The organism is Tateyamaria sp. syn59, from assembly GCF_007995245.1.
In the GTDB taxonomy this organism is placed as follows: domain Bacteria; phylum Pseudomonadota; class Alphaproteobacteria; order Rhodobacterales; family Rhodobacteraceae; genus Tateyamaria.
The window spans coordinates 39,412-63,497 of sequence record NZ_VCBA01000013.1; the positions used below are offsets into that span (position 1 = coordinate 39,412).

Annotated in this window: 24 protein-coding genes; 16 read left to right on the top strand and 8 right to left on the bottom strand. The window is 62.0% G+C overall.

Translation table 11 applies throughout. The features are described from left to right. Window positions 1-133: 133 nt before the first annotated feature. Both FD715_RS18845 and FD715_RS18850 read left to right on the top strand, forming a co-directional pair. Window positions 134-805 carry a hypothetical protein gene (locus tag FD715_RS18845; RefSeq protein WP_147113659.1) on the top strand — a complete coding sequence of 224 codons (672 nt, stop codon included), beginning with the start codon at window positions 134-136 and terminating at the stop codon, window positions 803-805. A 1-nt stretch (window position 806) separates the two neighbouring features. Beyond that, window positions 807-2,162 carry a PQQ-like beta-propeller repeat protein gene (locus tag FD715_RS18850; protein ID WP_223274977.1) on the top strand — a complete coding sequence of 452 codons (1,356 nt, stop codon included), beginning with the start codon at window positions 807-809 and terminating at the stop codon, window positions 2,160-2,162. A gap of 40 nt (window positions 2,163-2,202) precedes the next feature. Here FD715_RS18850 and FD715_RS18855 read toward each other — a convergent pair whose 3' ends face one another. Next, window positions 2,203-2,715, bottom strand: coding sequence for a GNAT family N-acetyltransferase (locus FD715_RS18855; RefSeq protein ID WP_189799555.1), 513 nt, complete (start codon window positions 2,713-2,715; stop codon window positions 2,203-2,205). A 115-nt stretch (window positions 2,716-2,830) separates the two neighbouring features. On the opposite strand from FD715_RS18855, the gene der reads away from it, so the two are divergent. After that, window positions 2,831-4,282 carry a ribosome biogenesis GTPase Der gene (gene der, locus FD715_RS18860; RefSeq protein WP_147113668.1) on the top strand — a complete coding sequence of 484 codons (1,452 nt, stop codon included), beginning with the start codon at window positions 2,831-2,833 and terminating at the stop codon, window positions 4,280-4,282. A 38-nt stretch (window positions 4,283-4,320) separates the two neighbouring features. Here der and FD715_RS18865 read toward each other — a convergent pair whose 3' ends face one another. Continuing rightward, window positions 4,321-5,037, bottom strand: coding sequence for a tryptophan-rich sensory protein (locus FD715_RS18865; RefSeq protein WP_147113670.1), 717 nt, complete (start codon window positions 5,035-5,037; stop codon window positions 4,321-4,323). Window positions 5,038-5,149: 112 nt separating this feature from the next. Between FD715_RS18865 and FD715_RS18870 the strand changes: the two genes are divergently transcribed. Continuing rightward, on the top strand, window positions 5,150-6,223 hold the full coding sequence (locus FD715_RS18870) for a DUF2235 domain-containing protein (protein ID WP_147113672.1): 1,074 nt from the start codon (window positions 5,150-5,152) through the stop codon (window positions 6,221-6,223). Here FD715_RS18870 and serS read toward each other — a convergent pair. Beyond that, window positions 6,220-7,512, bottom strand: a complete 1,293-nt coding sequence (serS, locus tag FD715_RS18875; RefSeq protein WP_147113675.1) for a serine--tRNA ligase — start codon at window positions 7,510-7,512, stop codon at window positions 6,220-6,222. The genes FD715_RS18870 and serS overlap by 4 nt on opposite strands. Before the next feature lie 315 nt (window positions 7,513-7,827). Further along, entirely contained in the window at window positions 7,828-9,075 is a 1,248-nt protein-coding gene (locus tag FD715_RS18880; protein ID WP_147113677.1) for a pentapeptide repeat-containing protein, read from the bottom strand. Between the two features lie 182 nt (window positions 9,076-9,257). Between FD715_RS18880 and yajC the strand changes: the two genes are divergently transcribed. The 11 genes from yajC to FD715_RS18935 all read left to right on the top strand — a co-directional run bounded on the left by yajC (window position 9,258) and on the right by FD715_RS18935 (window position 16,971). Beyond that, window positions 9,258-9,536, top strand: a complete 279-nt coding sequence (gene yajC / locus FD715_RS18885; protein WP_039683235.1) for a preprotein translocase subunit YajC — start codon at window positions 9,258-9,260, stop codon at window positions 9,534-9,536. Further along, the gene (gene secD / locus FD715_RS18890) at window positions 9,536-11,200 is read left to right on the top strand and encodes a protein translocase subunit SecD (protein WP_147113680.1); all 1,665 of its coding nucleotides are present in this window, start codon (window positions 9,536-9,538) and stop codon (window positions 11,198-11,200) included. The genes yajC and secD overlap by 1 nt, the downstream gene beginning before the upstream one ends. Before the next feature lies 1 nt (window position 11,201). Next, entirely contained in the window at window positions 11,202-12,170 is a 969-nt protein-coding gene (gene secF, locus FD715_RS18895; protein ID WP_147113684.1) for a protein translocase subunit SecF, read from the top strand. A 70-nt stretch (window positions 12,171-12,240) separates the two neighbouring features. Next, window positions 12,241-12,996, top strand: a complete 756-nt coding sequence (locus FD715_RS18900) for a sulfite exporter TauE/SafE family protein (RefSeq protein ID WP_147113686.1) — start codon at window positions 12,241-12,243, stop codon at window positions 12,994-12,996. Continuing rightward, the gene (locus FD715_RS18905) at window positions 12,993-13,763 is read left to right on the top strand and encodes a sulfite exporter TauE/SafE family protein (protein WP_147113689.1); all 771 of its coding nucleotides are present in this window, start codon (window positions 12,993-12,995) and stop codon (window positions 13,761-13,763) included. Before FD715_RS18900 ends, FD715_RS18905 begins: the two co-directional genes overlap by 4 nt. Beyond that, window positions 13,750-14,103 (top strand): Mth938-like domain-containing protein, encoded by a 354-nt coding sequence (locus tag FD715_RS18910; protein WP_147113692.1) that lies wholly within the window; start codon window positions 13,750-13,752, stop codon window positions 14,101-14,103. Before FD715_RS18905 ends, FD715_RS18910 begins: the two co-directional genes overlap by 14 nt. A gap of 113 nt (window positions 14,104-14,216) precedes the next feature. Further along, a complete protein-coding gene (ccmA, locus tag FD715_RS18915) occupies window positions 14,217-14,831 on the top strand; it encodes a heme ABC exporter ATP-binding protein CcmA (RefSeq protein ID WP_147113695.1) in 615 nt (204 codons plus the stop codon). Beyond that, window positions 14,828-15,484 carry a heme exporter protein CcmB gene (gene ccmB, locus FD715_RS18920; RefSeq protein ID WP_039683222.1) on the top strand — a complete coding sequence of 219 codons (657 nt, stop codon included), beginning with the start codon at window positions 14,828-14,830 and terminating at the stop codon, window positions 15,482-15,484. The genes ccmA and ccmB overlap by 4 nt, the downstream gene beginning before the upstream one ends. Window positions 15,485-15,531: 47 nt before the next feature. After that, a complete protein-coding gene (locus FD715_RS18925; RefSeq protein WP_147113697.1) occupies window positions 15,532-16,284 on the top strand; it encodes a heme ABC transporter permease in 753 nt (250 codons plus the stop codon). Then, window positions 16,284-16,439 (top strand): heme exporter protein CcmD, encoded by a 156-nt coding sequence (ccmD, locus tag FD715_RS18930; protein ID WP_039683218.1) that lies wholly within the window; start codon window positions 16,284-16,286, stop codon window positions 16,437-16,439. Before FD715_RS18925 ends, ccmD begins: the two co-directional genes overlap by 1 nt. Then, window positions 16,432-16,971 (top strand): DsbE family thiol:disulfide interchange protein, encoded by a 540-nt coding sequence (locus FD715_RS18935; protein ID WP_147113700.1) that lies wholly within the window; start codon window positions 16,432-16,434, stop codon window positions 16,969-16,971. The genes ccmD and FD715_RS18935 overlap by 8 nt, the downstream gene beginning before the upstream one ends. Before the next feature lie 429 nt (window positions 16,972-17,400). Here FD715_RS18935 and FD715_RS18940 read toward each other — a convergent pair whose 3' ends face one another. Both FD715_RS18940 and acnA read right to left on the bottom strand, forming a co-directional pair. Then, on the bottom strand, window positions 17,401-18,102 hold the full coding sequence (locus FD715_RS18940; RefSeq protein ID WP_147113702.1) for an SDR family NAD(P)-dependent oxidoreductase: 702 nt from the start codon (window positions 18,100-18,102) through the stop codon (window positions 17,401-17,403). Window positions 18,103-18,165: 63 nt separating this feature from the next. Beyond that, window positions 18,166-20,853, bottom strand: a complete 2,688-nt coding sequence (gene acnA, locus FD715_RS18945) for an aconitate hydratase AcnA (protein WP_147113705.1) — start codon at window positions 20,851-20,853, stop codon at window positions 18,166-18,168. Between the two features lie 252 nt (window positions 20,854-21,105). Between acnA and FD715_RS18950 the strand changes: the two genes are divergently transcribed. After that, window positions 21,106-21,798 (top strand): thioredoxin family protein, encoded by a 693-nt coding sequence (locus FD715_RS18950; protein ID WP_147113708.1) that lies wholly within the window; start codon window positions 21,106-21,108, stop codon window positions 21,796-21,798. Here FD715_RS18950 and FD715_RS18955 read toward each other — a convergent pair. Both FD715_RS18955 and FD715_RS18960 read right to left on the bottom strand, forming a co-directional pair. Then, the gene (locus FD715_RS18955) at window positions 21,791-22,705 is read right to left on the bottom strand and encodes a lysophospholipid acyltransferase family protein (protein ID WP_147113710.1); all 915 of its coding nucleotides are present in this window, start codon (window positions 22,703-22,705) and stop codon (window positions 21,791-21,793) included. The genes FD715_RS18950 and FD715_RS18955 overlap by 8 nt on opposite strands. Before the next feature lie 270 nt (window positions 22,706-22,975). After that, the gene (locus FD715_RS18960; protein WP_147113713.1) at window positions 22,976-24,070 is read right to left on the bottom strand and encodes a flagellar motor switch protein FliG; all 1,095 of its coding nucleotides are present in this window, start codon (window positions 24,068-24,070) and stop codon (window positions 22,976-22,978) included. Window positions 24,071-24,086: the final 16 nt, after the last annotated feature.

The window sequence follows — 24,086 nt, forward strand, 5'->3', positions numbered from 1 at the left end:
TCGCAAGCTTGGCCAAATGCCGCAGATTTGAGCACGATTACCCGCTCTTGGCTTGGGCGCGCCATCACGATAAGACAGCCGCGAAAACAAACACGGGGTGGCCAGATCCACCACGGGAACTGGGAGCGCGGGCGTGAGCGATACCGACAGCTTTATTGATGAAGTCACCGAAGAGGTGCGCCGCGACCGCCTGTTTGGCTATGTCAAACGCTACGGTTGGATTGCCGGGTTGGTCATCCTGCTGATCGTCGGCGCCGCTGGCTTCAACGAATACCGCCGGGCCCAGGAACAAGCGCGGGCTCAAGCGCTCGGTGACGCGATGCTGGCCGCTCTCGCGTCCAATGAAGACGCCGCACGGGCCGAAGCGCTGGCAGGTGTCACCGCTGAAACGCCCGAGGGTGCCGCCGTGCTGGCTTTCATGACCGCGGGCGCGCAGGCCCAGGCAGGCCAGGACGCGGAGGCCATTGCCACGCTGGCACCGGTCGCGCAATCCTCTGACCTGCCGCTGATCTACCGCCAGATCGCCACGTTCAAATCGCTCATGCTGCAATCGACAACCGAGGATGCCGACACCCGCCGCCAGGGCTTTGCGGCCCTCGCTGTTCCCGGCGTCCGCCTCCGTCTGCACGCCGAAGAGCAACTGGCGCTCATCGATATCGAGACCGGCGACACAGACGCGGCAATCGCCCGCTTTCAAAGCATAATGGACGACGCCGAAGCGACCCCGGGCTTGCAACGCCGTGCCCTACAGGCAATGGTGGCGCTGGGCGGCGCGCCAGAGGCCACAGAGACCGCCGGAGAATAAGATGGGTCGGACGATGAGGGATCGGGGCATGGGACTTTACGCGCAGCGCCGTGCCGTGTTGGGGATTGTAGCACTTGCTGTCCTGGCCGGGTGCGCCGAACGGGAAACCATCCTGCCCGGCAAACGCGAACCGGTCTCGGCCGCGCTGTCCGGCGAAGCGACCGAAGCCGTGGTCCTAACGGACGCGGCCCGCGACATCACACTGCCACCTCAGGTCGCCAATGCCGACGCGGCGCAAAGCTTTGGCACACCGGCCTTCCGCACCGATCACCCGCAACTGAACCAGACACTCACACCAATCTGGTCCGTGAATATTGGCGAAGGCGACAGCCGGAAACACCGCATCGTGGCGGATCCGGTCGTGGCGGGCGGGCGCGTCTTCACGCTGGACGCTGAAACGACCGTTTCTGCCGTCTCCACTTCCGGCCAGCTGCTATGGCAACGCGATATCCTGCCCGCCCGCGCCGAACAGGGCGATGGCACCGGTGGCGGGCTCGCCGTTGATGGCGATGTGCTTTATGTCTCAAGCGGCCTCGGCACGCTCACCGCGCTTGACACCAGCACTGGCGGCACCCTGTGGACGCAAGAACTGGAGGCGATCGGCGTCGGGCGCCCTACAGTGTTCGAAAACCTCGTTTACGTCATGGCTGGCGACGACACCGGCTGGGCTATCGAAAAAGACGACGGGCGTATCGCCTGGCAAGTCACAAGTTCCGAAGCACGCACGAACGTGCTGGGTGGCCCCGCGCCCATCGTGACGGACGGGCTCACGGTCTTCTCCTTCGGCTCGGGCGAGTTGCAGGCCGTGTTCCGGCAGGGCGGGCTCCGGCGCTGGGACGCCTCTGTTCTGGGGGAACGGCAGGGGCGTGCATTGTCCAAGGTCGATGATGTCACCGGTCGGCCCATCGCCAAGGATGGTGTCATCTATGCCGGAAACCAGTCCGGGCGCACCGTGGCCGTGAACGCAGGCTCCGGCACCCCGATCTGGACCGCGGGCGAGGGGGCGATCGACACCGTTCTGCCGGTGGGCAACAGTGTCTTCCTGATCTCCGACCGCAACGAACTGCTTCGTCTCGATGCCGCAGATGGCAGCCGGGTCTGGGGCACGCGCCTGCCCAACTTTGTTCAGAACCGGCCAAATCGCCAGTCCGAGGTCTTTGCCCATCACGGCCCCGTTTTGGCTGGCGGCCGCCTGCTGGTTGCCTCGTCGGATGAAGTGCTGCGCAGTTTTGACCCTACAACGGGCGCGCTGGCCGGTTCGGCAGATATTCCCGGTGGTGCATCCACGGCCCCCGTGGTTGCGGGGCAAACACTGTATGTCGTGTCGCGCAACGGGCAATTGCTGGCCTACCGATAAACGGTAGGTGCCCCTTGGACCGGCGCGCGTGCATAGGGCCTCAAACGGGACCTTTGCGTGCAGTCTTGGCATAGATCACCTGCTCCGCACCAAACCGTTGAACCCGCGTGATCGCTACCATGCCCAGCTGTTCAAGCAGGCGGCAGGACGCCCCATTCGCGGTCTGGGTTTCCGCGATCACCCGCTTCAGTGCGCCAGTGCAAAGGGCTTCGGCAACGACAGCGCCAACGGCTTCGCGGGCATATCCATGCCCCCACACGGCGGGATCGAACTGGTACGACACCTCTGTATCTGCCCCGTCCTTGTGCCGCCCCAGCTCCACCATCCCAAGCGATTGGGCGTCTGCAGCACGACAGACCAGCCAGGCCGCCGCACCATCGGGCAAGGACAGGTATTCCCAAAACCGGCGCATCGCATGTTGCCTTGATACGGGGCCGCCCAGATACCGTCGCGTGTCGGCATTGCCCAGCAAGCGTACGAAGAACCGGCAGTCCTGCAGGGCCAGCGGACGCAAAACCAGCCGCTGTGTCCGTATCTCTTGTGCAAGCCTCATGGAACCAGCAAAGGCAGAGCCGTGGGACAACGCAAGGTTCGTGTGCGTCGGACCCCCTTTAAGTGACCGTCCGCATAGTCTATGTGCACGGCTTGATCTGTCGGATACGCACCCCATGACCATGACCCTCGCCATTGTCGGACGGCCCAATGTGGGCAAGTCGACGCTGTTCAACCGCCTTGTGGGCAAGCGCCTGGCGCTGGTCGACGACCAGCCCGGCGTGACGCGCGACCTGCGCGAGGGACTCGGGAAGCTCGCTGACCTGCGCTTTACCGTGATCGACACGGCCGGGCTTGAGGAAGCCAACGATGACAGCCTGCAGGGCCGCATGCGCCGCCTGACCGAACGTGCCGTCGACATGGCCGATGTGTGCCTCTTCATGATCGACGCCCGCACCGGCGTGACGCCGACGGACGAGGTCTTTGCCGACATCCTGCGCAAGCGCGCCGATCACGTGCTGCTCGCCGCCAACAAGGGCGAAGGGTCCGCCGCCGATGCTGGCGTGCTCGAAGCCTTCTCGCTCGGTCTGGGCGAGCCGATCCGACTGTCTGCAGAACATGGTGAGGGGCTCAACGACCTCTATGCCCAACTGCAGCCTCTTGCCGATCTCTTCGCAGAGAAAAACGCGCAGGAAGATCCCGAAACCGACGTGAGCGTGGACGGGGAGGACACCGACGAGGTCCCCCAACCCACAGCCTCGAAACCCCTGCAAGTGGCTGTCGTGGGCCGTCCGAACGCGGGCAAATCCACCCTCATCAACCGCATCATCGGCGAAGACCGCCTGTTGACCGGCCCCGAAGCCGGGATCACCCGCGACGCAATCTCCCTGCGTACCGACTGGGACGGCACGCCCATGCGCATCTTTGACACCGCAGGCATGCGCAAGCGGGCCAAGGTGCAGGAAAAGTTGGAAAAGCTGTCCGTCTCTGACGGCCTGCGTGCCGTGAAATTCGCCGAGGTGGTTGTCGTGCTCCTTGATGCCGCCATCCCCTTTGAACAGCAGGACCTGCGGATCGCAGACCTCGCCGAACGCGAAGGGCGCGCTGTCGTCATCGCCATCAACAAATGGGATGTCGAAGACGACAAGCAGGCCAAGCTGAGGGAGCTGAAAGAGAGCTTTGAACGGCTTCTGCCCCAACTCAAGGGCGCGCCGCTTGTGACCGTCTCGGCCAAGACCGGTCGCGGCCTCGACCGTCTGCACGGCGCGATCCTGCGCGCCTATGACGTCTGGAACCGCCGGGTTCCCACCGCTGCTCTGAACCGCTGGCTGACCGGTATGCTCGAACAGCACCCGCCGCCGGCACCGCAAGGAAAGCGGATCAAGCTGCGCTACATGACCCAGGCCAAGACCCGGCCACCGGGTTTCGTTGTCATGTGCTCGCACCCCGACAAGGTGCCGGAAAGCTACAACCGCTATCTGGTGAACGGCCTGCGCCTCGACTTCGACATGCCGGGCACGCCAATCCGCCTGTTCATGCGTGGGCAAAGCGATGCCAATCCCTACAAGGGCCGCAAAAAGGCGGGGCCCTCCAAGCTGCGCAAACACACCGAAGGACGGCGCGGTTAACCTTGGTTAACGGAATTTAACAGAAAAAGCGTTTGAAATCAGAGTTGTCCCCGCGGGGACAGATTTTCGCCGCGTATGGCGCTTACCGTGGGTCGGATCATGACGACCGCTCCCAGCACCGCCAGCGCCCCGACCGAGCGTGGATCAAAGCCGTTCTGAACGCCAATGGCCACCAGCGCCCAGATGACCGCGACCCCATAGGTCGGCGCGCGCCCGAGGCCTCGTTGGATCAGCAGCGCGAGGATCACCGCCGCGGTCACCATCAGCCAGGCCGCCGTCCGCTCGGATGTCCAGCCATATCCACCGAGCATCAGCCCAAGCGCCACACAGCTCGCCGCACTCAGCCACCCAGCATAAAGGCCAACCGGCCAAGCCGCCGCCCAGGGATCGAGCCGCGGACTACGCCAAAGAGCGATGAGCGCGCTGATCAGCATCACCCAGATCAGGACGGTCGCCCAGACTGGGCTCTGCACGGCGACCGGCAACCAAACGCTGCCCACCGCCAGCGACACCGCCAACGGGACGCGCATCGGAGCCCAATCCGGTGCCGACCAGCGCTTAACCACGCCAAAGCCCGCGCCGACCACCAGCCAAAGGTAGATCGGCCCCCAGATCGCAAACGCGTATCCTTCGGGCTGCACGGGCGGGTTGATCTGCGGAACGGGGAACTGGTCGCCTTCGAACCCACCGAAATCCGGCACCCAGAAGGGCGACGCGGCAAAGGTCAGGGCGAGGATCAGCACGAGCGCAGGCATGGTTTTCCACCGTTTACAAAATTTCTACCGCAGATCATCTTTGTGACGAAACCACGAATTTCAGCCAGTCAGAACCTAGTCTGGCGCATTGCATTTCAAGGACTTGCCTACCATGACACGTATTGCTGTTTTCTGCGACGGAACCTGGAATTCGCCCGATATTCCTGAACCGACAAGCGTACACAAACTCGCCCAGGCGCTTGTCAACGATCCGGCCAAAGGGCAGGTCGTCGCCTACTTCAAGGGGATCGGCACGGACAGGCGGTTTGACGGGCCGGTCATGAAAGCCTTGAACAAATACGCGGGTGGGGCGTTCGGCTGGGGGCTCGATGCAAAGGTCAAGCAGGCGTACCAGTTTCTCGCACAAGCCTATCAAAACGGGGACGAGATCTATCTCTTCGGTTTCTCGCGCGGAGCCTACACCGCCCGGTCCGTCGCGGGGATGATCCGCAAATGCGGGATCGTTCAGGACACCAGCACCGACGGGATCAACAAAGCCTTTCAACTTTACCGAAAACGCGGTGCGCGAAACCATCCGGACGCCCCGCATATTCGCGAGGCGCGACGTGAGATGTCGCCGAATTTTGGCACATCTGTCAGTGACTTGGCCTGGCGAAACGATACATCCCGCATGGTCGCCATCCCATATCTAGGAGTGTGGGACACGGTGGGTGCGCGGGGCATCCCGCCATCGCTTCTGGGGCCGGTCGCAAGCCTATGGAACAGGCAATACGCATTCCATGACATGGCGCTGTCGAGCCTTGTGCAATCTGCCCGTCATGCGCTGGCGCTGGACGAATTGCGTGTCATGTACAAACCCGCCAAATGGGACAATCTGGACGGGGACAAAGGGTTGAACAACGGCGATGTAGGGCCGCTGCGCCCGTATCAGCAGATGTGGTTTGTCGGAAATCACGGCATTGTAGGCGGGTCGGGCACGTCGCAAGGTTTGTCTGCGATCACTCTGGACTGGGTCGTGCAGGGGGCTGGCCGTTTGACGATTGAGCCAGAGAAAACCTTCCCGCCCACCTCGCCGGACCCGCTTGCGGACGCAGAGATGGACATCAGCCTGTCGTGGTTGCGGAAATGGCGGCAAGGGCCCGGGTCAGATTTGGAACTCCACCCGTCGGTCACAGAACGCAAAACGGGGCGGCCTGAATACCGCCCCGGGTCTTTGCGGTTCTAAACCAGCGCGCCGTCCGCGCCGAGTGTTGTCCTGCCCCCGAGGTAAGGTGCCAACGCCTTGGGCAGAGTGACAGACCCGTCGGCTTGCTGGCCATTTTCCAGCACCGCGATCAGGCAGCGGCCCACGGCGAGGCCCGAGCCATTAAGTGTGTGAACGAATTGCGGTTTTCCGCCGTCTGCGGGTTTGAACCGGGCGTTCATGCGGCGGGCCTGGAAGTCACCCGTGGTCGAGACTGAGCTGATCTCGCGGTAGGTGTTCTGACCCGGTAGCCATGCCTCGATATCATAGGTGCGGCGTGCGCCAAAGCCCATGTCACCCGTGCAGAGAACGACGGTTCTGTAAGGGATTTCAAGAACTTCCAGGAGGCCCTGGGCGCAGCCAAGCATCCGCTTCTGTTCGTCCTCGGAGGCGTCGGGGTGGGTGATCGACACCATCTCGACCTTTTCGAACTGGTGCTGACGCAGCATACCTGCCGTGTCGCGTCCCGCGCTGCCCGCTTCGGAGCGGAAGCAGAGCGTGTGGGCCGTCATGCGGATGGGTAGGGCCGCCTCGTCGAGAACGTCGCCGGCGACGGTGTAGGTCAGGGGCACTTCGGAGGTGGGAACAAGCCACATACCGTCTTCGGTCCGGTAGCTGTCTTCGCCAAATTTTGGAAGTTTATCAGTCCCATACATGGCATCGTCGCGCACGAGCACGGGGCTGTTCACTTCCGTGAGCCCATTCTGATCGACATGGGTGTCGATCATGAATTGGGCGAGGGCGCGGTGGATGCGGGCAACGGCGCCCTTGAGCATGACAAAACGGCTGCCCGAGGTCTTGGCAGCGGTCTCAAAGTCCATGGAGGCGGCGACGCCTGCGATCTCGAAATGCTCTTTTGCATCGAAATCAAAGGTTTGCGGGTCGCCCCACTTGTGGATTTCGACGTTGTCATCCTCGTCCGCGCCTTCCGGCACGTCCTCGGAGGGCAGGTTGGCGATGCGCGCGAGGGCGTCGGTCAGCTCGGCGTCGAGCGCCTTTGCCTCCTCCTGCATCTGCGCGATTTCCGCTTTCTTTTCAGCGACTAAGGCGCGGAGGCGTTGGAATTCATCCTCGTCCCCGCGGCCCTTGGCGGCGCCCACTTCCTTGCTGGCCTTGTTCTGGTCTGCCTGCGCGGTTTCGGCCGCGAGGATCTTGGCACGGCGCGCTTCGTCGAGGGCCAGAAGGGACGACGACATCGCAGCGTCCCCACGGCGCGCGAGGGCGGCGTCGAAAGCGGCGGGATTGGCGCGGATGGCGCGGATGTCGTGCATTGGTCTAATCCTCGGGACAGATTTTACAGTGCCGCCCCTATGCCCGATCAGGGGGCAGGGGCCAAGAGGTTAAGGCAGCGTACGGTGGGGCTGTGGCAGGGTGTTGCGGGCAAACTGCGATGTTTGGGGGTGAAACTGCGTGTTTTGGCGGGGTGGAAATGTGGGGTTTTGAGAGGGGATTGGGGAAACTGCACATTTTGCAGGGGAAACTGCGTGTTTTGGGCGGTGGTGGGGTGGTGAGGTTTGGTTAACTTTTGGGGGGCGTTAAGGTTTGGGGTGGGAGGTTAGGGATTGGGTAGGGTTTGGGGTGTGAGACTAGTCAGCCGAGGTGTCCCAACCAACCGGTAGGCTGGACTGCCACATGCGCCAAGCGTCATCGAATTCACCTTCGCGTAAGACATCACTACTCCAGTGCGGTGGCCGTTTAAGATAGTGCGGCAGCGTTACGGAACCGTCTGCAAAGGTCGCGTTGAGATGCCCTTGCTTTATGCCTACCTGAGAGAAGTCGATCTCGCGAAAGGCGCAGCCGAGAAATTGTGACTTGGTGAAGGTAGTGTGTCGGTCGAAAACGAGTTTTCGCAGCAGACACCCGACAAAAACGCTGCCGTGAAAGAGTGTCGATCGGCAGTCCGCTGCACGGATATGGCATTTTTCGAAACGACATCCGTGCAAGCTTGATTGGCCAAACTGTGCGAGGTTTAAACGCGCGTTGCGGAAGGTTCCGTCAAGTAGCCTTTCTCGTGAGAAGTTCACTCGTCTTAGATCAACAAAGAGGTCGCTTCCAAAGAAACCAGTTGAGGGAAACATTGCGCAAACGCAAGCGGCTGATTTGAGCGCCGCTCTGATGTCGCCGCTCACGCTGGGTTTCTTGGTTGATTGCGTTGTTCTCTTGCTGGAGCCTGTTGCATGTTCTTGGATGTAGTAGGCCAGCAGTTGTAAGATCTGAACTTTTATGGACATCGAGTGTGCCTCGGATGCGATACGTTCAAGTGACATGATCGCCGCTATTCTGACAGCAGTGTTTGGTCTTGTACCGTTTGGATCCGAGATTGTTTCGCCAAGCGCTTTGGTCGCCGTGTTCAATTTTTCAACTAGTAGCCCGTCTTCTGTCGCTTCTGTTTGACGCGAGGCTAGTCTGAGCCGGATCAGCGTGACCGGCAGAGCGATGGCAGCGCCCAATACTGTCGTGAGCGCGGTGAGCTGCACCAGTTTGAAACGAAATTCCCAGATGGCAGCGATCTTCTGGCTCTGCGTTGCCGGGCTGTCGGTGGGCGCTGTTCGCTGAGGGACATGATCAGTGGCAACATCCAGTATTAATCCGAAGAGCCCCACCACCAATACAAGGGTAAGACCGGTCCAAAGGACGATGCAAGTGAGGAAAACGATGGGGTGCAGGCCCTCCGCGCCGAAACGGGATTGTAGGCCGACCGGGCCAGTTGTGTCGTTGGCTTTAGGTAGGCTGATGTAAACCAAGCCTGAAGCTGCAATCACGCCTGCCAGGGTTATCAAGCCCCAAAAGAATGTCGCGGGAAGGGTTATCAGGATAGTAATTGTATTCTCCATCCCACCATTCTGACGCGAATGTGCGTCGGGCAAAAGGTCTTTGATCCGGCCCGTGTGATCTGTGACCTATCAATCCCCCGTTTTGTGCCCCCTTTGTGCCTTGCGCTAACACCTCCCCGCCCATAGGTTCTGCCAAACTCTGAAGCGGGCCAGTTGCCGCCCCAAGACCAAGGACAATTCCCATGGAAGCCATCGGCCAGTTCATTCCCCTGATCCTGATCTTTGCGATCATGTATTTCCTGCTGATCCGGCCTCAGCAAAAGAAGGTCAAGGAGCATGCCGCCATGGTTGAAGCCCTGCGCCGGGGTGATCAGGTGGTGACCCAAGGGGGGCTGATCGGCAAGGTGTCGAAGGTCAAGGAAGACAATGAGGTCGAGGTGGAAGTGGCCGAGGGCGTGAAAGTCCGCGTCGTGAAGTCCACCATCGCGCAGGTGCTCAATAAAACCGAGCCTGCGAAGTAATGCTTCAGATCGATGCGTGGAAACGGGTACTGATTTGGTCCTTATGTGCGCTGGGCCTGATCCTTGCCCTGCCCAACGGGTTCTATACCCGCGTTGAGCAGCACAATGATGCGGCCCAGGCCATAGAGCTGGGTGCTGATACGCCTGAGAACCAGGCGCTGTTTGCACAGTGGCCGGATTTCATGCCCTCTGCATTGGTGAACCTTGGCTTGGACCTGCGCGGGGGTGCGCATCTGCTGGCCGAGGTGCAGGTCGAGGATGTCTATGCCAGCCGGATCGAGGCGATGTGGCCCGAGGTGCGTGATACCTTGCGCGCGGAGCGTGCGACCATTGGCACCATTCGGTTGCAGCCTTCGGATGCGGATGTGCTGCGTATCCGGATTGGCGAGCCTGCGGGGATGCAGCGGGCTTTGCAGTTGGTGCGGACGTTGCAGCAACCCGTGCAGACGCTGACCGGTGTGGGCGCGAATGACATTGTTGTCAGTGCCGATGGGCCGGATGTTGTCGTTGTTCAGTTGAGTGACGAAGAGAAGTTGGCCTCGGACGAGCGGACGGTGCAGCAGTCGCTTGAGATCGTGCGACGTCGGATTGACGAGGTGGGCACGCGGGAGCCGACCATTCAGCGGCAGGGCGCGCAGCGGATTCTCATTCAGGTGCCGGGCATTGGGTCGGCGGCCGAGTTGAAGGAGATCATTGGGACGACGGCGCAGTTGACCTTTAATCCGGTTGTGAACCGGACGTCGGACGAGAACGCCTCGGCCGGTGTGGGCAACAAGCTGGTCCCATCACTGGATGAACCGGGCCTGTTTTATGTCATCGAGAGCGCGCCGGTGGTGACGGGCGAGGACCTTGTCGATGCGCAGCCGAGCTTTGACCAGAATGGCAATCCGGCTGTGTCGTTCCGGTTCAATACGACGGGCGCACGGCGGTTTGGGGATTATACGGCTGAGAACATTGGCTCGCCCTTTGCCATTGTGCTGGATGATGAGGTGGTGTCTGCACCCGTGATCCAGAGCCATATTCCGGGCGGGTCGGGGATTATTACCGGTCGTTTCTCAGTCGAGGAATCCACGAACCTCGCGGTGCTGTTGCGGGCGGGGGCGTTGCCTGCGGAGCTGACATTCCTTGAGGAACGGACCATCGGGCCGGAACTGGGGCAGGACAGCATTGATGCGGGCAAGGTGGCGACCATGGTCGCCTTTGCCGCGGTGCTGGTGTTCATGGGGCTGAGTTACGGTCTGTTCGGGATCTTTGCCAACATTGCGCTGATCATCAATATCGGGCTGATCTTTGGTTTGCTCAGCATGATCGGGGCGACGCTGACCTTGCCGGGGATTGCGGGGATTGTGCTGACGGTTGGTATGGCGGTGGACGCCAATGTGCTGGTGTTTGAGCGCATCCGCGAGGAGCTGAAGTCGTCGCGGGGGCCTGCGCGGGCCATTGAGCTTGGCTATGAAAAGGCGTTGTCGGCTATTCTGGATGCCAACATCACGACCTTCATTACCGCTGTGATCCTGTTTGCCATGGGGTCGGGCCCCGTACGCGGGTTTGCGATCACGCTGGGTCTGGGCATTTTGACGTCCGTGTTTACCGCGATCTTCGTGACGCGGCTGATGGTGGTGATGTGGTTCGAACGCCGCCGCCCCAAGACAATCGAGGTGTAAGATGCGACTGAAGCTGGTCAAACAGGGCACCAATTTCGATTTCTTCAGCCGGTGGAAGATCTGGTTGGGCATTTCCGGTCTGCTGATCGTGCTGGCGGCGGTGTCGTTCCTGTTGCAGGGGCTGAACTATGGCATCGACTTCCGGGGCGGGACGACCGTGCGGACGGAAAGCACGCAGCCGGTGGATATTGGTCTCTACCGTGATGCGCTGACGCCGCTGGAGTTGGGCGATATCTCGATCACCGAGGTCTTCGATCCGACCTTTGACGCAGATCAGAACGTCGCGATGATCCGCATTCAGGCCCAGGAAGGGCAGGAGGCGGTGACGCCCGAGACCATCCGCGCGGTGCAGGCGGCGATGAGTGCCGCCGTGCCGGATATTCAGTTCGTATCGGTGGAGTCGGTGGGTCCGAAAGTTTCGGGCGAGTTGATCATGACGGCCGCGATTGCGGTGCTTTTGGCCATCGGGGCGGTGCTGATCTACATCTGGCTCCGCTTTGAGTGGCAGTTTGCGTTGGGGGCCGTTGCGGCCCTTGTCCATGACGTGATCCTGACCATCGGGGTGTTTTCCGAGCTGCAGATCAAGTTTGATCTGGCCATCATCGCGGCCCTTCTGACCATTGTGGGCTATTCGCTGAACGACACGGTTGTGGTGTTCGACCGGGTGCGGGAGAACTTGCGGAAGTACAAGAAGAAGCCGCTGAACGAGGTGCTGAACATCTCGATCAACGAGACGTTGAGCCGGACGGTCATGACCTCGGTGACGACGCTGCTGGCGCTGATTTCGCTTTATGTGCTGGGCGGCGACGTGATCCGTGGCTTCGTCTTTGCGATGATCTGGGGCGTGATCGTGGGGACGTATTCTTCGGTCTTTGTCGCCTCGACCATCCTGTTGTGGCTGGGCGTGAAGCGTGACTGGTCGAAACCGGATGCGAATGCGGGCAACCAGTTTGCCAATGTGGATGCCTGACGCGCTGGCCTAGCGCTGGCGCTGAACTGGCCCTTGCTTGCAGGCCGTGAGCCTGCAAGCTGGGCGCATCATGACAGCAATGATTGCGGATACGCTGGCGTTGCCGGGCTTTGTCTGGGTGCTGCTCGTCACGGTGGTGGCGGGTGTCGTCTATGGCTTTGCGGGCTTTGGGGCGGCGCTGGTCTATATGCCGGTGGCGACAGTGTTCTTGCCGGTGGAGACGGCGATTGCAGCTTTTGGCGTGACGGCGTTGGCGTCGCTAGTGTCTGTTGTGCCGAGGGCATGGAAGCAGGCGGACCGGCCGAATGTGGTGTTGATGATTGTCTTGGCTACCCTTGCGCTGCCGCTTGGGATCGCGATCTTGCGGGTGAATGATGTGACGACCATGCGTTGGGCGGTGCTGGGCGTCACGACGCTGACCCTGATCGCGTTGGTGCTGGGCTGGCGGTATCAGGCTGCCCCGACCCGGGCGGCGCGCATGTCTGTCGCCGCGGCGACTGGGGTCGTGGGTGGCGCGACGGGCCTAGTGGGGCCGATCATGGTTCTGTTCCAGTTGAGCGGGCAGGAAGGTGTGGCGCGGGCGCGGGCCAATACTCTGGTGTTTCTGACCATCACCGGGCTTTTGACGGTGCCGTTGATGGCGATGCAGGGGCTCCTGACCGTTGAGGCTGTGGTGCTGGGGTTGATCTTGATCGTGCCCTATGGTGTCGCCTCGCGCATCGGGCAGGCACTGTTCGATCCGGCGCGGCAAGTGCTGTATCGGCGGGTGGCTTATGTGATCATCGCGGTGGCGATTGTCATGGGGCTGCCGGTGTTCGGGGAATGAGCGCGGCAGTCGTTGAGGCGCTGGCGTTGCCGGGGATCTGGTGGCTCGTCACTGCGATCCTCGCGGCCGGGCTGGTGCGTGGTTTTGCGGGGTTCGGGTCGGGCATGATCATCATGGCGGCGGCAAGCTCGGTTCTGTCGCCCTTTGCTGCGCTTGCCTTTCTGACCGTGGTGGAGCTGTGGGGGCCGCTTCCGAACCTGCGTCCGGCCTTGCGTAATGGGAATTTGCGGGAGACCGGTTGGCTGTTGCTGGGCGTCGCGATTGGTTTGCCTGTGGGGCTATGGACGTTGTCCTTTGTCAATCCAGTGGCCTTTGGCTGGGGGGTGTCGATTGCCATCCTGATCTTGCTAGGCGCGCTCATGTCCGGCTGGCGCTACCGGGGGCCTATGGGGCCGCGCACCACCGTGGGCGTGGGCACGTTTGGCGGCTTTCTTGGTGGTTTGGCGGGTATTCCCGGGCCGCCGGTCATTCTGCTGTATATGGCGTCGGCCAAGGCCATTGCGGTGATCCGTGCGAATTTCCTGCTGTATCTGTTAGGTGTCGATATGATGAAGCTGGGGATCTTCCTGGTCTTCGGTCTGCTGGATGCGCAAGCGGTCATCATTGGGCTGGTGATGGTGCCGCTTTACATGGTTGCGAATGTGGTGGGGGCGTGGTTGTTCGACCCGCAGGCGGAGCGACTTTTTCGCATAGTGGCCTATATCGTCATTGCGGCATCCGCTATTCTGGGCCTGCCGATTTGGGAGATGGGTCATGCGCCTGAATGAGATCACTTACACCGATGCGCAGCCGGTCGAGGGCTATGGGCCGGGGTTTTTCCGCATTGGCGGAGAGGTGGTTGAAGGTGGTTTGCTGACCGGTCCTGCGGGTACGGGCGGTTGGGGTGGTTATGAAGACCGTGCGCCCCTTTTGGCGCTGGCAGGACAGGTGGATGTGCTGTTTATGGGCACGGGCGCTGATGTCGCACATATCCCTGCCGATCTGCGGTCTGTGCTGGAAGAGGCTGGCTTGGGTGTTGAGGTGATGTCGTCGCCGTCTGCTGCGCGGACCTACAATGTGCTTTTGAGCGAAGGGCGGCGCATTGCGTTGGCGGTGCTGCCTGTTTGAGAGGGTGGAGGGGGCCAGCCCCCCGCGCGTTGCGCGTCCCCCGCGGTTTATTTGGCGAAATGAAGTTGGATCGGGGGCTTTTGGCAGGCCGCTCAATCGGTTAGCCATGTTCCATGGAATTGACTGTCACTGATCTGGCCGTGGGCCGTGGTGGGGTGCCCGTTCTGGCTGGTGTGACGTTTGTGCTGGGGCCTGGTCGGGCGCTGGTGCTGCGGGGGCCGAACGGCTCGGGCAAGACGACGCTGTTGCGCACGGTGGCGGGGTTGCAGCTGCCGATGGCCGGGACCGTGGCGGGGGCTGATGACCGGATTGCCTATGCTGCACATGCGGATGGGTTGAAGGCGGCGTTGACCGTGGCGGAGAATTTGCGGTTCTGGGCGTCGGTGTTTGGGCAGTCGGATATTGCGCCTGCGCTGGCGGCCTTTGATCTGGAGGATTTGGTGGATCGGCCTGCGGGTCGGTTGTCGGCGGGGCAGAAGCGTCGGTTGGGCCTTGCGCGGTTGATGGTCACGGGGCGCGATGTGTGGGTGCTGGACGAGCCGACCGTGTCGCTGGATGCGGCGTCGGTTGCGCTCTTTGCCGAGGCCGTGAAGGGGCATTTGGCGCGCGGTGGGTCGGCGTTGATGGCGACGCATATCGATCTTGGGATTGAGGCCGAGACGCTGGATGTGTCGGGCTTTCGCGCGGCGGCGGCTGAGATGGATGCCGCGGACGAGGCGTTTCTATGAGGGCGTTGTTTTTCCGTGATCTGGCGTTGGCCTTGCGGGCCGGGGGTGGGTTTGGCCTGGGGCTCGCGTTTTTCCTGATTGTCGTCGTGCTGGTGCCCTTCAGTGTGGGGCCGCAATCGGCGCTGTTGACCCAGATTGCGCCGGGGGTGTTGTGGTTGGGGGCACTGCTGGCGTGTCTTCTGTCGCTGGATCGGCTCTTGGCCGTCGATTGGGAGGATGGCGCGCTGGATTTGCTGGCGACATCGCCCCTGCCGCTGGAGGGGATCGTGGCGGTGAAGGCGGCGGCGCATTGGGTGACCACGGGTTTGCCGTTGGTGTTGGCGGCGCCTGTTTTGGGGGTGCTTTTGAACCTTGCGCCGTCTGGATATGGCGTGCTCGTGTTGAGCCTTGCCCTCGGGACGCCTGCGCTGTCGATGATCGGGGCCTTTGGGGCTGCGTTGACGGTTGGGATTAAGCGCGGGGGGCTTCTGCTGTCGCTCTTGGTTTTGCCGCTTTACGTGCCGACGCTGATCTTTGGGGCGGAGGCGGCGCGGCGGGCGGCGGAGGGATTGGACTCCGGTACGCCCTTACTGCTTTTGGCGGGGATCACGCTGGCCGTGCTGGCGGCGATGCCATTTGCCGCAGGGGCTGTGCTTCGGGTGAACCTGAGATAACGCGGATGTCGATTGAGATGGGGCCTGCGAGGGGTTAGATATCAAATATGTCACTTTGGGAATACGCCAACCCTGTCAAGTTTCTGCGTCTGAGCGAACGCGTACAGCCGTGGCTGTGGTGGGGGTCCGGGGTATGTCTGGTCGTGGGGCTGATCTGGGGGTTCTTCTTTACCCCGGATGACTTCCGGCAAGGATCGACCGTCAAGATCATATACCTGCACGTGCCGTCGGCGCTGATGGCGATCAATGCGTGGTTCATGATGCTGGTGGCCTCGCTGATCTGGATCGTGCGGCGGCATCATGTGTCGGCGCTGGCGGCGCGGGCGGCGGCGCCTGTGGGGATCGTGATGACGTTGATTGCGCTCTTTACCGGCGCGATCTGGGGGCAGCCGATGTGGGGGACCTGGTGGGCGTGGGATCCGCGGCTGACCTCGTTCCTGATCCTGTTTCTGTTTTATCTGGGCTACGTGGCCTTGTGGGAGGCGATTGAGGATCCCGATACGGCGGCGGATTTGACCTCGATCCTGTGTCTGGTGGGCACCGTCTTTGCTGTGCTCAGCCGCTATGCGGTGCTGTTCTGGAACCAGGGGCTGCATCAGGGGGCGTCGCTGAGCCTCGATAAGGAAGAGAATGTGGCGGACGTGTTCTACTTCCCGCTGCTGGTCTGCATTGCCGGGTTTGTCCTGCTGTTCCTGGCGCTGGTTCTGTACCGGACGGGGACCGAGATACGGGTGCGTCGGACGCGGGCGTTGATGGCGCGTGAGACGCGGGGCGCGGGCTTGCGGGCGGAGGAGGCGTGATGCCTGATCTTGGAAAATATGCCGAAGCGGTGCTGTCGGCCTATGCGGTGTCGATTGTACTGCTGGTGGCCATCGTTGTGCTGACCGTCTGGCGTGGGCGTAAGGTGCGCGCCGAGATGGAGGCAGTGGAGCGGCGGAGTGGTCGCAATGGCTAAGCTGTCGCCGTTGATGCTGGCCCCCATCGGGATTTTTGCGGGCTTCGTGGCGCTGGCAGCCGTGGGCATGTTTCGCGAGAACCCTGATGAGTTGCCCTCGACCCGGATTGGTGCGCCTGCGCCGCCGCTGACGGATGCCCAGCTTGCTGATTATACCCCTGTGGCTGAGGGCGATCTTGTGCGGGGTGAGGTGACGCTGGTGAACTTCTGGGCGTCGTGGTGCCCGCCGTGCCGGGCCGAACATCCCAAGCTTTTGGAGATGGCCGCAGAGGGCATGCCGATCATTGGGGTGAATTTCCGCGACACCGAAGGCCCAGCGTCGAAATATCTGGATGAGGACGGCAATCCGTTTGTCGCGGTCGCTTTTGATCCCGGTGCCCGGTCCGCCATCGACTGGGGGGTGACGGCGCCGCCCGAGACGTTCATTCTGGATGCGGATGGCACGGTTCTTTATCGGTTTCAGGGGCCGCTTGTCGGGTCGGATTACGAGAACCGGTTTCTGCCCGAGCTGGAAAAGGCGCTGTCAAATTGAGCGCCTTGCGGCGCACTACACTTTGATCCGCGTGGTTTCTTCTGGCTGAAAATACTGCCGCCCATTGCCCGACAGGTGGGTTCCCCACCGAGAGGGGAGGCTCCCGCCGCTGATGTCTGGAGCCTCCGGCGGGGATTTTTTTGAAACAGGGAATTCGAACCGGTCCGCGCAGCGGCAAACACTCCGGGGGAGTGTTTGAGGTTCGAATGGGCGGAGCCCCAGCCCGGTCCGCGCAGCGGCAAACACTCTGGGAGAGTGTTTGAGGTTCGAATGGGCGGAGCCCCAGACCGGTCCGCGCAGCGGCAAACACTCTGGGAGAGTGTTTGAGGTCCGAATGGGCGGAGCCCCAGCCCGGTCCGCGCAGCGGCAAACACTCTGGGAGAGTGTTTGAGGTCCGAATGGGCGGAGCCCCAGCCCGGTCCGCGCTGTTTACAGGCGGTAGCCTGCGTTGACGTCGAGTATCGCGCCGCTGATTGCGCCTGCCGCGTCGGAGGCGAGGAAGCGGACGGCGGTGGCGATGTCTTCGGGTGTGGCCATGCGGCGCAGGGCGCTGTCGTTGATGATCATGTCGGTGATGTCATCGGGGCGGGTGGCTTCGGGCGTGTTGACCGCGCCGGGGGCGACGGCGTTGACGCGGATGCCTTTGGGGCCGAGCGTTTTGGCCGCGATTTTTGTCCAGGTGTCGAGGGCGGCTTTGCTGGCCGAATAGCTGTGCGCGACCATGGCGGGCAGGCGCGCGTTCTGGGATGAGATGTTGACGATGGCGGCCCCCGGTTGCAGGTGCGGCAGCGCTGCTGCGACGAGGCCCATTGGGGCGTTTACGTTGACGTTGAAGTTGGTGGCGACGGCCTGGGCGTCGTAGTTTTCCGCGTCATCGGTGAGGATGCTGCCCGCGTTGTTAACGATGATGTCGAGACTGCCGAACTGGTCGATCACACGTTTGGGCAGGTCGGCTGTTGCGTCAGGATTGGCAAGGTCGATCTGGAAGTCTGCAATATTGGGGTGATCGGTGAGCATGCCGGTCGGTGCGGTGCTGCGCCATGTGATGGCGACGTTGTGGTCCTGGGCCAGATTGAGGGCGATGGCGTGTCCGAGGCCGCGGGCTGCTCCGGTGACGAGTGCGGTTTTCATGGCATTCTCCCAACAAAAATGGGCGCCCCGAGGGGCGCCCGTTCTGGTGGTATCACATCCGCTTTAGGCGGCAGACGCAAGGTTGCGCAGCACGTAGTGCAGAACGCCGCCGTGTTCGATGTATTCGATCTCGATTGCGGTATCGATCCGGCACTTGAGCATGATCTCTTTCACCGTGCCATCGCCCATGGTGATGGTGCAGGGCACCTCTTGCAGCGGCTGGATCGTGTCGAGGCCGGAGATGGAGACAGTTTCATCCCCCTTCAGGCCCAGCGATTTGCGCGTGTCGCCGCTCGTGAATTCGAACGGGATGACGCCCATGCCGACGAGGTTCGAGCGGTGGATGCGTTCGAACGATTCAGCGATGACCGCCTTCACGCCCAGCAGCGCCGTGCCCTTGGCGGCCCAGTCACGCGAGGAGCCAGCGCCGTATTGTTCGCCGCCGAAGATCACGAGCGGGGTGCCGTTTTCCTGGTGCGCCATGGACGCATCGAAGATCGACGTTTGGTCGCCATCCGGCCCGAGGGTGTAGCCGCCTTCGACGCCGTCCAGCATTTCATTCTTGATGCGGATGTTGGCGAAGGTGCCGCGCATCATGATCTCGTGGTTGCCGCGACGCGAGCCGTAGGAGTTGAACTCGCGCGGTTGGACTTGACGTTCGGTGAGGTAGCGACCGGCGGGGGTCGATTCCTTGAACGAGCCTGCGGGCGAGATGTGGTCGGTGGTGATCATGTCGCCGAGGATGGCCAGAACCTTGGCACCGTCGATGTTGGTGATCACGCCCGGTTCGGGCGACATGCCCTGGAAGTAAGGCGGGTTTTGCACGTAGGTGGACGCGGGTGGCCAGTCGTAGGTTTTCTGGTCCGTGGTTTCCACGCCTTGCCATTTCTCATCACCGGTGAAGACTTCGGCATATTTCTCCTGGAAGGCTTCGCGTGTCACGGTCGCTTCGACCAGTTCGGCGACTTCCTGGCTGGTGGGCCAGATGTCTTTCAGGAAGACGTCATTGCCGTCCTTGTCCTGTGCGATGGGGTCGGAGGCGAGGTTGATGTCGAGCGTGCCTGCCAGCGCGTAGGCCACCACGAGGGGCGGGGACGCGAGGTAGTTGGCGCGGACGTCGGGGCTGATGCGGCCCTCGAAGTTGCGGTTGCCGGAGAGGACCGAGGTGGCGACGAGGTCACCGTCTGCGATGGCCTTGGAAATCTCGGGTTGGATCGGGCCGGAATTGCCGATGCAGGTGGTGCAGCCGTAGCCCACGAGGTTGAAGCCGATCTTGTCAAGGTCTTCTTGCAGGCCTGCCGCTTCGAGGTAGGCGGACACAACCTGCGAGCCGGGGGCCAGCGAGGTTTTCACCCATGGTTTGCGGTCAAGGCCCAGTGCGGCGGCTTTGCGTGCCACGAGGCCCGCGCCGATCATCACGTAGGGGTTCGACGTGTTCGTGCAGGAGGTGATCGAGGCGATCACGACCTTGCCCGATTCCATGGTGTAGTCTTCGCCTTCGACTTCGACTTCCTTGCCCATGGGGCGCTTGAAGGTTTCTTCCATTTCCTTGGTGAACGCCGCTTTGGCATCTGTCAGAGCGACATAGTCCTGCGGGCGTTTGGGGCCGGAGATGGCGGGCACGATGGTGCCCATGTCGAGATGTAGCGTGTCGGTGTAGACCGGCGCATAGTCCGCGCCGCGCCAGAAGCCGTTTTCCTTGGCGTAGGCTTCGACCAGTGCGATGCGGTCTTCGTCCCGGCCGGTGTTGCGCAGGTAGCGGAGCGTTTCGTCGTCGATGGGGAAGAAGCCGCAGGTGGCGCCGTATTCAGGGGCCATGTTGGCGATGGTGGCGCGGTCGGCGAGCGGCAGGCGGTCGAGCCCTTCGCCGTAGAATTCGACGAATTTGCCGACGACGCCCTTGGCCCGCAGCATTTCGACGACTTTCAGGACGAGGTCGGTGCCGGTGGTCCCTTCGACCATGGAGCCTGTCAATTCAAAACCGATCACTTCGGGGATGAGCATGGAGATCGGCTGGCCGAGCATGGCGGCCTCAGCCTCGATCCCGCCGACGCCCCAGCCGAGGACGGCTGCGCCGTTGACCATGGTGGTGTGGCTGTCAGTGCCGACGAGCGTGTCGGGGTAGGCGACTTCGGCGCCGTTCTGGTCGTGGTCGGTCCAGACCGTCTGGGCCAGGTATTCTAGGTTCACCTGGTGGCAGATGCCGGTGCCGGGGGGCACGACGCGGAAGTTGTTGAAGGCGGACTGGCCCCATTTCAGGAACGTGTAGCGTTCCATGTTCCGTTCGTATTCGCGGTCCACGTTCATCTGGAAGGCGCGGGGGTTGCCGAATTCGTCGATCATGACCGAGTGGTCGATCACGAGGTCAACGGGGTTCAGCGGATTGATCTTTTCGGGATCACCACCCAAGGCCACCAGACCGTCGCGCATGGCAGCAAGGTCCACCACGGCAGGCACGCCGGTGAAGTCCTGCATCAGCACGCGGGCCGGGCGGTAGGCGATTTCGCGGGGGTTCTTGCCGCCCTTGGCGCCCCATTCGGCGAAGGCCTTGATGTCGTCGACGCTAACGGTCTTGCCATCCTCAAAGCGCAGCATGTTTTCCAGCACCACCTTCAGAGCGGCGGGCAGGTTGGCAAAGTCACCCAGGCCCGCGTCGGTCGCGGCGGGGATGGAGTAGTAGTCGATGGACTGGCCGCCGACGGTCAGCGTCTTGCGCGTCTTGGCGGTGTCGTGGCCTACGGTGATGGGCATGGGGTTTTTCCTTTCCTGAAGCGGATGGGGCAAATCTTTGGGTGCGTCATGCCCCAAATGTGCGGGTGCGATCAACCGCATTTGGGGTGCCTGCGACGATTTTGTATACTATTGCATACAGTTTTAGTGCGCAATGCCGTGATCCGGCTGTCACATACGCTCAACAAACATTGATTGGCTCTTTGCGACAGGCTTTCCTAGTTACGCTGCATGGTTAAAAACCACTCCCGACGCAATGAGTGTGCTTCTTTTATGAAACGTCTGATCCCCCTTGTCTTTGCGGCTGTTGCAAGCCTTGTCACCCCTGCAGCCGCGCAGTCCCCGGTCGTGGTGGAGCTGTTCACATCGCAGGGCTGCTCGTCCTGCCCGCCGGCAGACAAGCTGATGCACGAGTTGGCCAAGCGGGATGACGTGATCGCACTGGCGCTGCATGTGGATTATTGGGATTACATTGGCTGGAAAGATGAGTTTGCCGATCCGGCCTACGCCAAACGTCAGCGCGGTTATGCGGTCGCCGCAGGGCGCCGGTCCATCTATACCCCGCAGATGATCATCAACGGGCAGGCTGACATTGTGGGTGCGCGCCCGATGGAGTTGTCGAGGCTCATTTCGGACTATTCCGACAAGTCCAGCCCGATCACGCTGGCGGTCACACGGTCAGGCGATCAGGTTAAAATCGTCGCGCAGAGTGCAGAACCGAGCGGCCCGTTGGTTGTGCAAATTCTGCGGTACACGCCCGAACGGACATCGCGGATCACGCGGGGCGAGAATGCGGGTCATACGATCACCTATGCCAACGTTACCGAAGGGTGGAAAATCCTGCAGCAATGGGACGGCGCGACCGATCTGACCATTGACGCAGACGCGCCGGGCGACAAGCCGGTTGTTGTGATGGTGCAACAGGGCGTCGATGGCCCGATCCTTGCGGCCGCCCAGATCAGGTAGCAGCGTCGGGATAGCATTCGTCGATACGCCAGCGTCTTGCGACCCAAAGCCACTGTTCGGGGTTCGCCAGGATACGCGCGCCAATGCTGTCGTTCATGGCTTGTGTCATTTTCTCGGGATCTGAGGGCGTTATGGGTGCCTCCATCACGCAGTCAAAGCCCAGTCCGTCGGGTTTGCGGATACCGTAGAAGGGGATCAGCAGCGCGTTGTAGCGCAGAGCCAGCTCGGCTGCGGACACGGCGGTTCGGGCCGGGTGGCCGAGAAAATCGAGGATAGGCGCACGCTGGACGTGCTGGTCAAAGAGCAGGACCAGCTGTCCGCCCGCCTTGAGGTGGCGGACGAACCCGGCAGTCCCCTTGCGTCCCTGAGCAAAAACCGGGCCGCCGAAGGCCTGCATTGTGCGGACGTAATGCGCGTTGAAATAGGGGTTCGACATGTCCCGGTAGAGCCCGCCGACATCGTAACCGCGCCCCACGAGGGTGGCGCGCAGGGCCTCGTAATTGCCGAAATGGCCGGTAACAAGGATGACCGGCTGGCCCGTTTGTGCCGCCTGTTCCAGCGCGTCGATGCCGGGGCCGTCGATCTTTGCATCCTTCTGGCGGGCGAGAAGGGCGCCCGTTGAATAATTTTCGATCAGCGTACGCCCAGCGTTGTCCAAGCTTTCGCGTGCGATGCGTTCGTGTTCGGCCGCTGGCAAGTCGGGCAAGACAAAAGCGATGTGCTCGACCGCGCGTTTTTTAAACCCTGCGACCGGACCGACGATGTGGGACAGAATCCACCCCATGAACGGAACACGCCAAGCATAGGGTAGGGCAAGGGCGGCGCCGATGCACCCAACTGCGATGGCATTGGTGGCCAGATAGGCCAGCTTGGTCCGCCATGGCAGGTCTTCGGGGTCGTGTCGCATTCGGGTCCAGGTCCTGGTCGCGCCTTGTGTCTGCACGCAGAGTGTCGGGCCAGACATAAATCCCCCCTGGACGGTTCACAAGCAGACGGTGTCGCGTCGCAAACGCAAGCGGTGTCTTTGCCGTTTCAGGAATTTGGATGCGGCCCGCCATTTTTGATGCCGCGTGGTGCCTGTCATCACCCATTCAGCAGTGCGCGTTCAATGATCTGTTTAGGCGCGTTGCCCAAAACCCCATGCATGATACGCACGGAGCCTTACCGATGCCGGGCATCAGTTTTCGTCGTCCTGCGTGATGAGCATCAAGTCGCCGCTGGCCTCCATGTCGCGGATAGCTCTGACAATATTGCCCATCGCGTCCTCGATTTCCGCGGGCTTTTGCTTGCCCGCTTCCTGCACCTCTTCCCGCAGTTGGTCGGCCATCCGTGCTGACATGTTGTTCAGCACGAACTCTACCGATGTATCGAGCCCCATGTCCGGGGCGCCCGCGAATGCGGTGACCAGGTCCTCTTGCTCGACATTGCGGAGGATGCGGGGGATGTCCCGCGGTGCAATGCGCGTTGGGATGTTTGCGAAGGTGAAAATGGCTTTGCGGACCGCCGTTGCGAAGCCTTCGTCCGTTTCCTCAAGCCCGGCGAGCATGTCGTCGCGCGTATGTGACGTGGACGAGTTCAGAATCGCGCCCACGCGTTCGACCGGGCCATTGTCGAAGGCGCGCAGCGGTTGTGCATCCATCTGGCTGGCCAGCGACAGACCGATGCGTTCCACCGCTTCGGGTGTGACAGCCCCGGTTTGGGATACGGCGTAGGTGATCGCACGGGCGCGTGGGCCGGGCAGCAGGCCCAGCAGCTCAGCCGCCTTGGCCACGTCGAGTTTCGACAGCATCACAGCGGCAATCTCAATGCTTTCCTCTTCGAGGATCGGCACCAGTTTGTCGGCGCCCATGTCGCGAATACGCTGCCAGGGATCGCCGCCCCGTTTCACGCCTGCTTCTTTCCTGAGCCGCGCCGCCGTCTGCGCACTGATCTTGCCATCAAGCGCGTCGAGCGCGCCTGCCATGCTGCCCGGCAGGCTGAGGCCGATCCGTTCCACTTCCTCGGCGAATTCCGCTGCTACAGCCTGCAACGTGTCGCGGTCCACGACGCGCATGGATCCCATTGCTTTTGTTAGGTCGGCCTGCAGGTCTTCGGGGAGGTCCTCAAGTGGGATGTCGGCCCCTTCATTCAGGAGAAGCCGCACAACAATGGCCGCCTTGGCCCGGCGGGACAGGTTCGCGGGCGGGCGTGGTGCTGGTGCAGGGGTCAAAGAAACGCCGCCGCCCGGCTGCACAGGTGCAGGGGCGGCGGACATGGGTACCAAGTCTGTCATGTCCTGCCTCGAAACG

What these genes read in the sequence shown, in the direction of transcription:
- FD715_RS18870 (WP_147113672.1), top strand. Translation starts at nt 5,150, where the DNA reads ATGACACGTATTGCTGTTTTCTGCGACGGAACCTGGAATTCGCCCGAT.
- der (WP_147113668.1), top strand. Translation starts at nt 2,831, where the DNA reads ATGACCATGACCCTCGCCATTGTCGGACGGCCCAATGTGGGCAAGTCG.
- secD (WP_147113680.1), top strand. Translation starts at nt 9,536, where the DNA reads ATGCTTCAGATCGATGCGTGGAAACGGGTACTGATTTGGTCCTTATGT.
- FD715_RS18960 (WP_147113713.1), bottom strand. Translation starts at nt 24,070, where the DNA reads ATGACAGACTTGGTACCCATGTCCGCCGCCCCTGCACCTGTGCAGCCG.
- ccmB (WP_039683222.1), top strand. Translation starts at nt 14,828, where the DNA reads ATGAGGGCGTTGTTTTTCCGTGATCTGGCGTTGGCCTTGCGGGCCGGG.
- FD715_RS18900 (WP_147113686.1), top strand. Translation starts at nt 12,241, where the DNA reads ATGACAGCAATGATTGCGGATACGCTGGCGTTGCCGGGCTTTGTCTGG.
- FD715_RS18955 (WP_147113710.1), bottom strand. Translation starts at nt 22,705, where the DNA reads ATGCGACACGACCCCGAAGACCTGCCATGGCGGACCAAGCTGGCCTAT.
- serS (WP_147113675.1), bottom strand. Translation starts at nt 7,512, where the DNA reads ATGCACGACATCCGCGCCATCCGCGCCAATCCCGCCGCTTTCGACGCC.
- ccmA (WP_147113695.1), top strand. Translation starts at nt 14,217, where the DNA reads ATGGAATTGACTGTCACTGATCTGGCCGTGGGCCGTGGTGGGGTGCCC.
- FD715_RS18905 (WP_147113689.1), top strand. Translation starts at nt 12,993, where the DNA reads ATGAGCGCGGCAGTCGTTGAGGCGCTGGCGTTGCCGGGGATCTGGTGG.
- FD715_RS18850 (WP_223274977.1), top strand. Translation starts at nt 807, where the DNA reads ATGGGTCGGACGATGAGGGATCGGGGCATGGGACTTTACGCGCAGCGC.
- FD715_RS18865 (WP_147113670.1), bottom strand. Translation starts at nt 5,037, where the DNA reads ATGCCTGCGCTCGTGCTGATCCTCGCCCTGACCTTTGCCGCGTCGCCC.
- yajC (WP_039683235.1), top strand. Translation starts at nt 9,258, where the DNA reads ATGGAAGCCATCGGCCAGTTCATTCCCCTGATCCTGATCTTTGCGATC.
- secF (WP_147113684.1), top strand. Translation starts at nt 11,202, where the DNA reads ATGCGACTGAAGCTGGTCAAACAGGGCACCAATTTCGATTTCTTCAGC.
- FD715_RS18950 (WP_147113708.1), top strand. Translation starts at nt 21,106, where the DNA reads ATGAAACGTCTGATCCCCCTTGTCTTTGCGGCTGTTGCAAGCCTTGTC.
- FD715_RS18935 (WP_147113700.1), top strand. Translation starts at nt 16,432, where the DNA reads ATGGCTAAGCTGTCGCCGTTGATGCTGGCCCCCATCGGGATTTTTGCG.
- FD715_RS18855 (WP_189799555.1), bottom strand. Translation starts at nt 2,715, where the DNA reads ATGAGGCTTGCACAAGAGATACGGACACAGCGGCTGGTTTTGCGTCCG.
- FD715_RS18940 (WP_147113702.1), bottom strand. Translation starts at nt 18,102, where the DNA reads ATGAAAACCGCACTCGTCACCGGAGCAGCCCGCGGCCTCGGACACGCC.
- acnA (WP_147113705.1), bottom strand. Translation starts at nt 20,853, where the DNA reads ATGCCCATCACCGTAGGCCACGACACCGCCAAGACGCGCAAGACGCTG.
- FD715_RS18910 (WP_147113692.1), top strand. Translation starts at nt 13,750, where the DNA reads ATGCGCCTGAATGAGATCACTTACACCGATGCGCAGCCGGTCGAGGGC.
- ccmD (WP_039683218.1), top strand. Translation starts at nt 16,284, where the DNA reads ATGCCTGATCTTGGAAAATATGCCGAAGCGGTGCTGTCGGCCTATGCG.
- FD715_RS18880 (WP_147113677.1), bottom strand. Translation starts at nt 9,075, where the DNA reads ATGGAGAATACAATTACTATCCTGATAACCCTTCCCGCGACATTCTTT.
- FD715_RS18925 (WP_147113697.1), top strand. Translation starts at nt 15,532, where the DNA reads ATGTCACTTTGGGAATACGCCAACCCTGTCAAGTTTCTGCGTCTGAGC.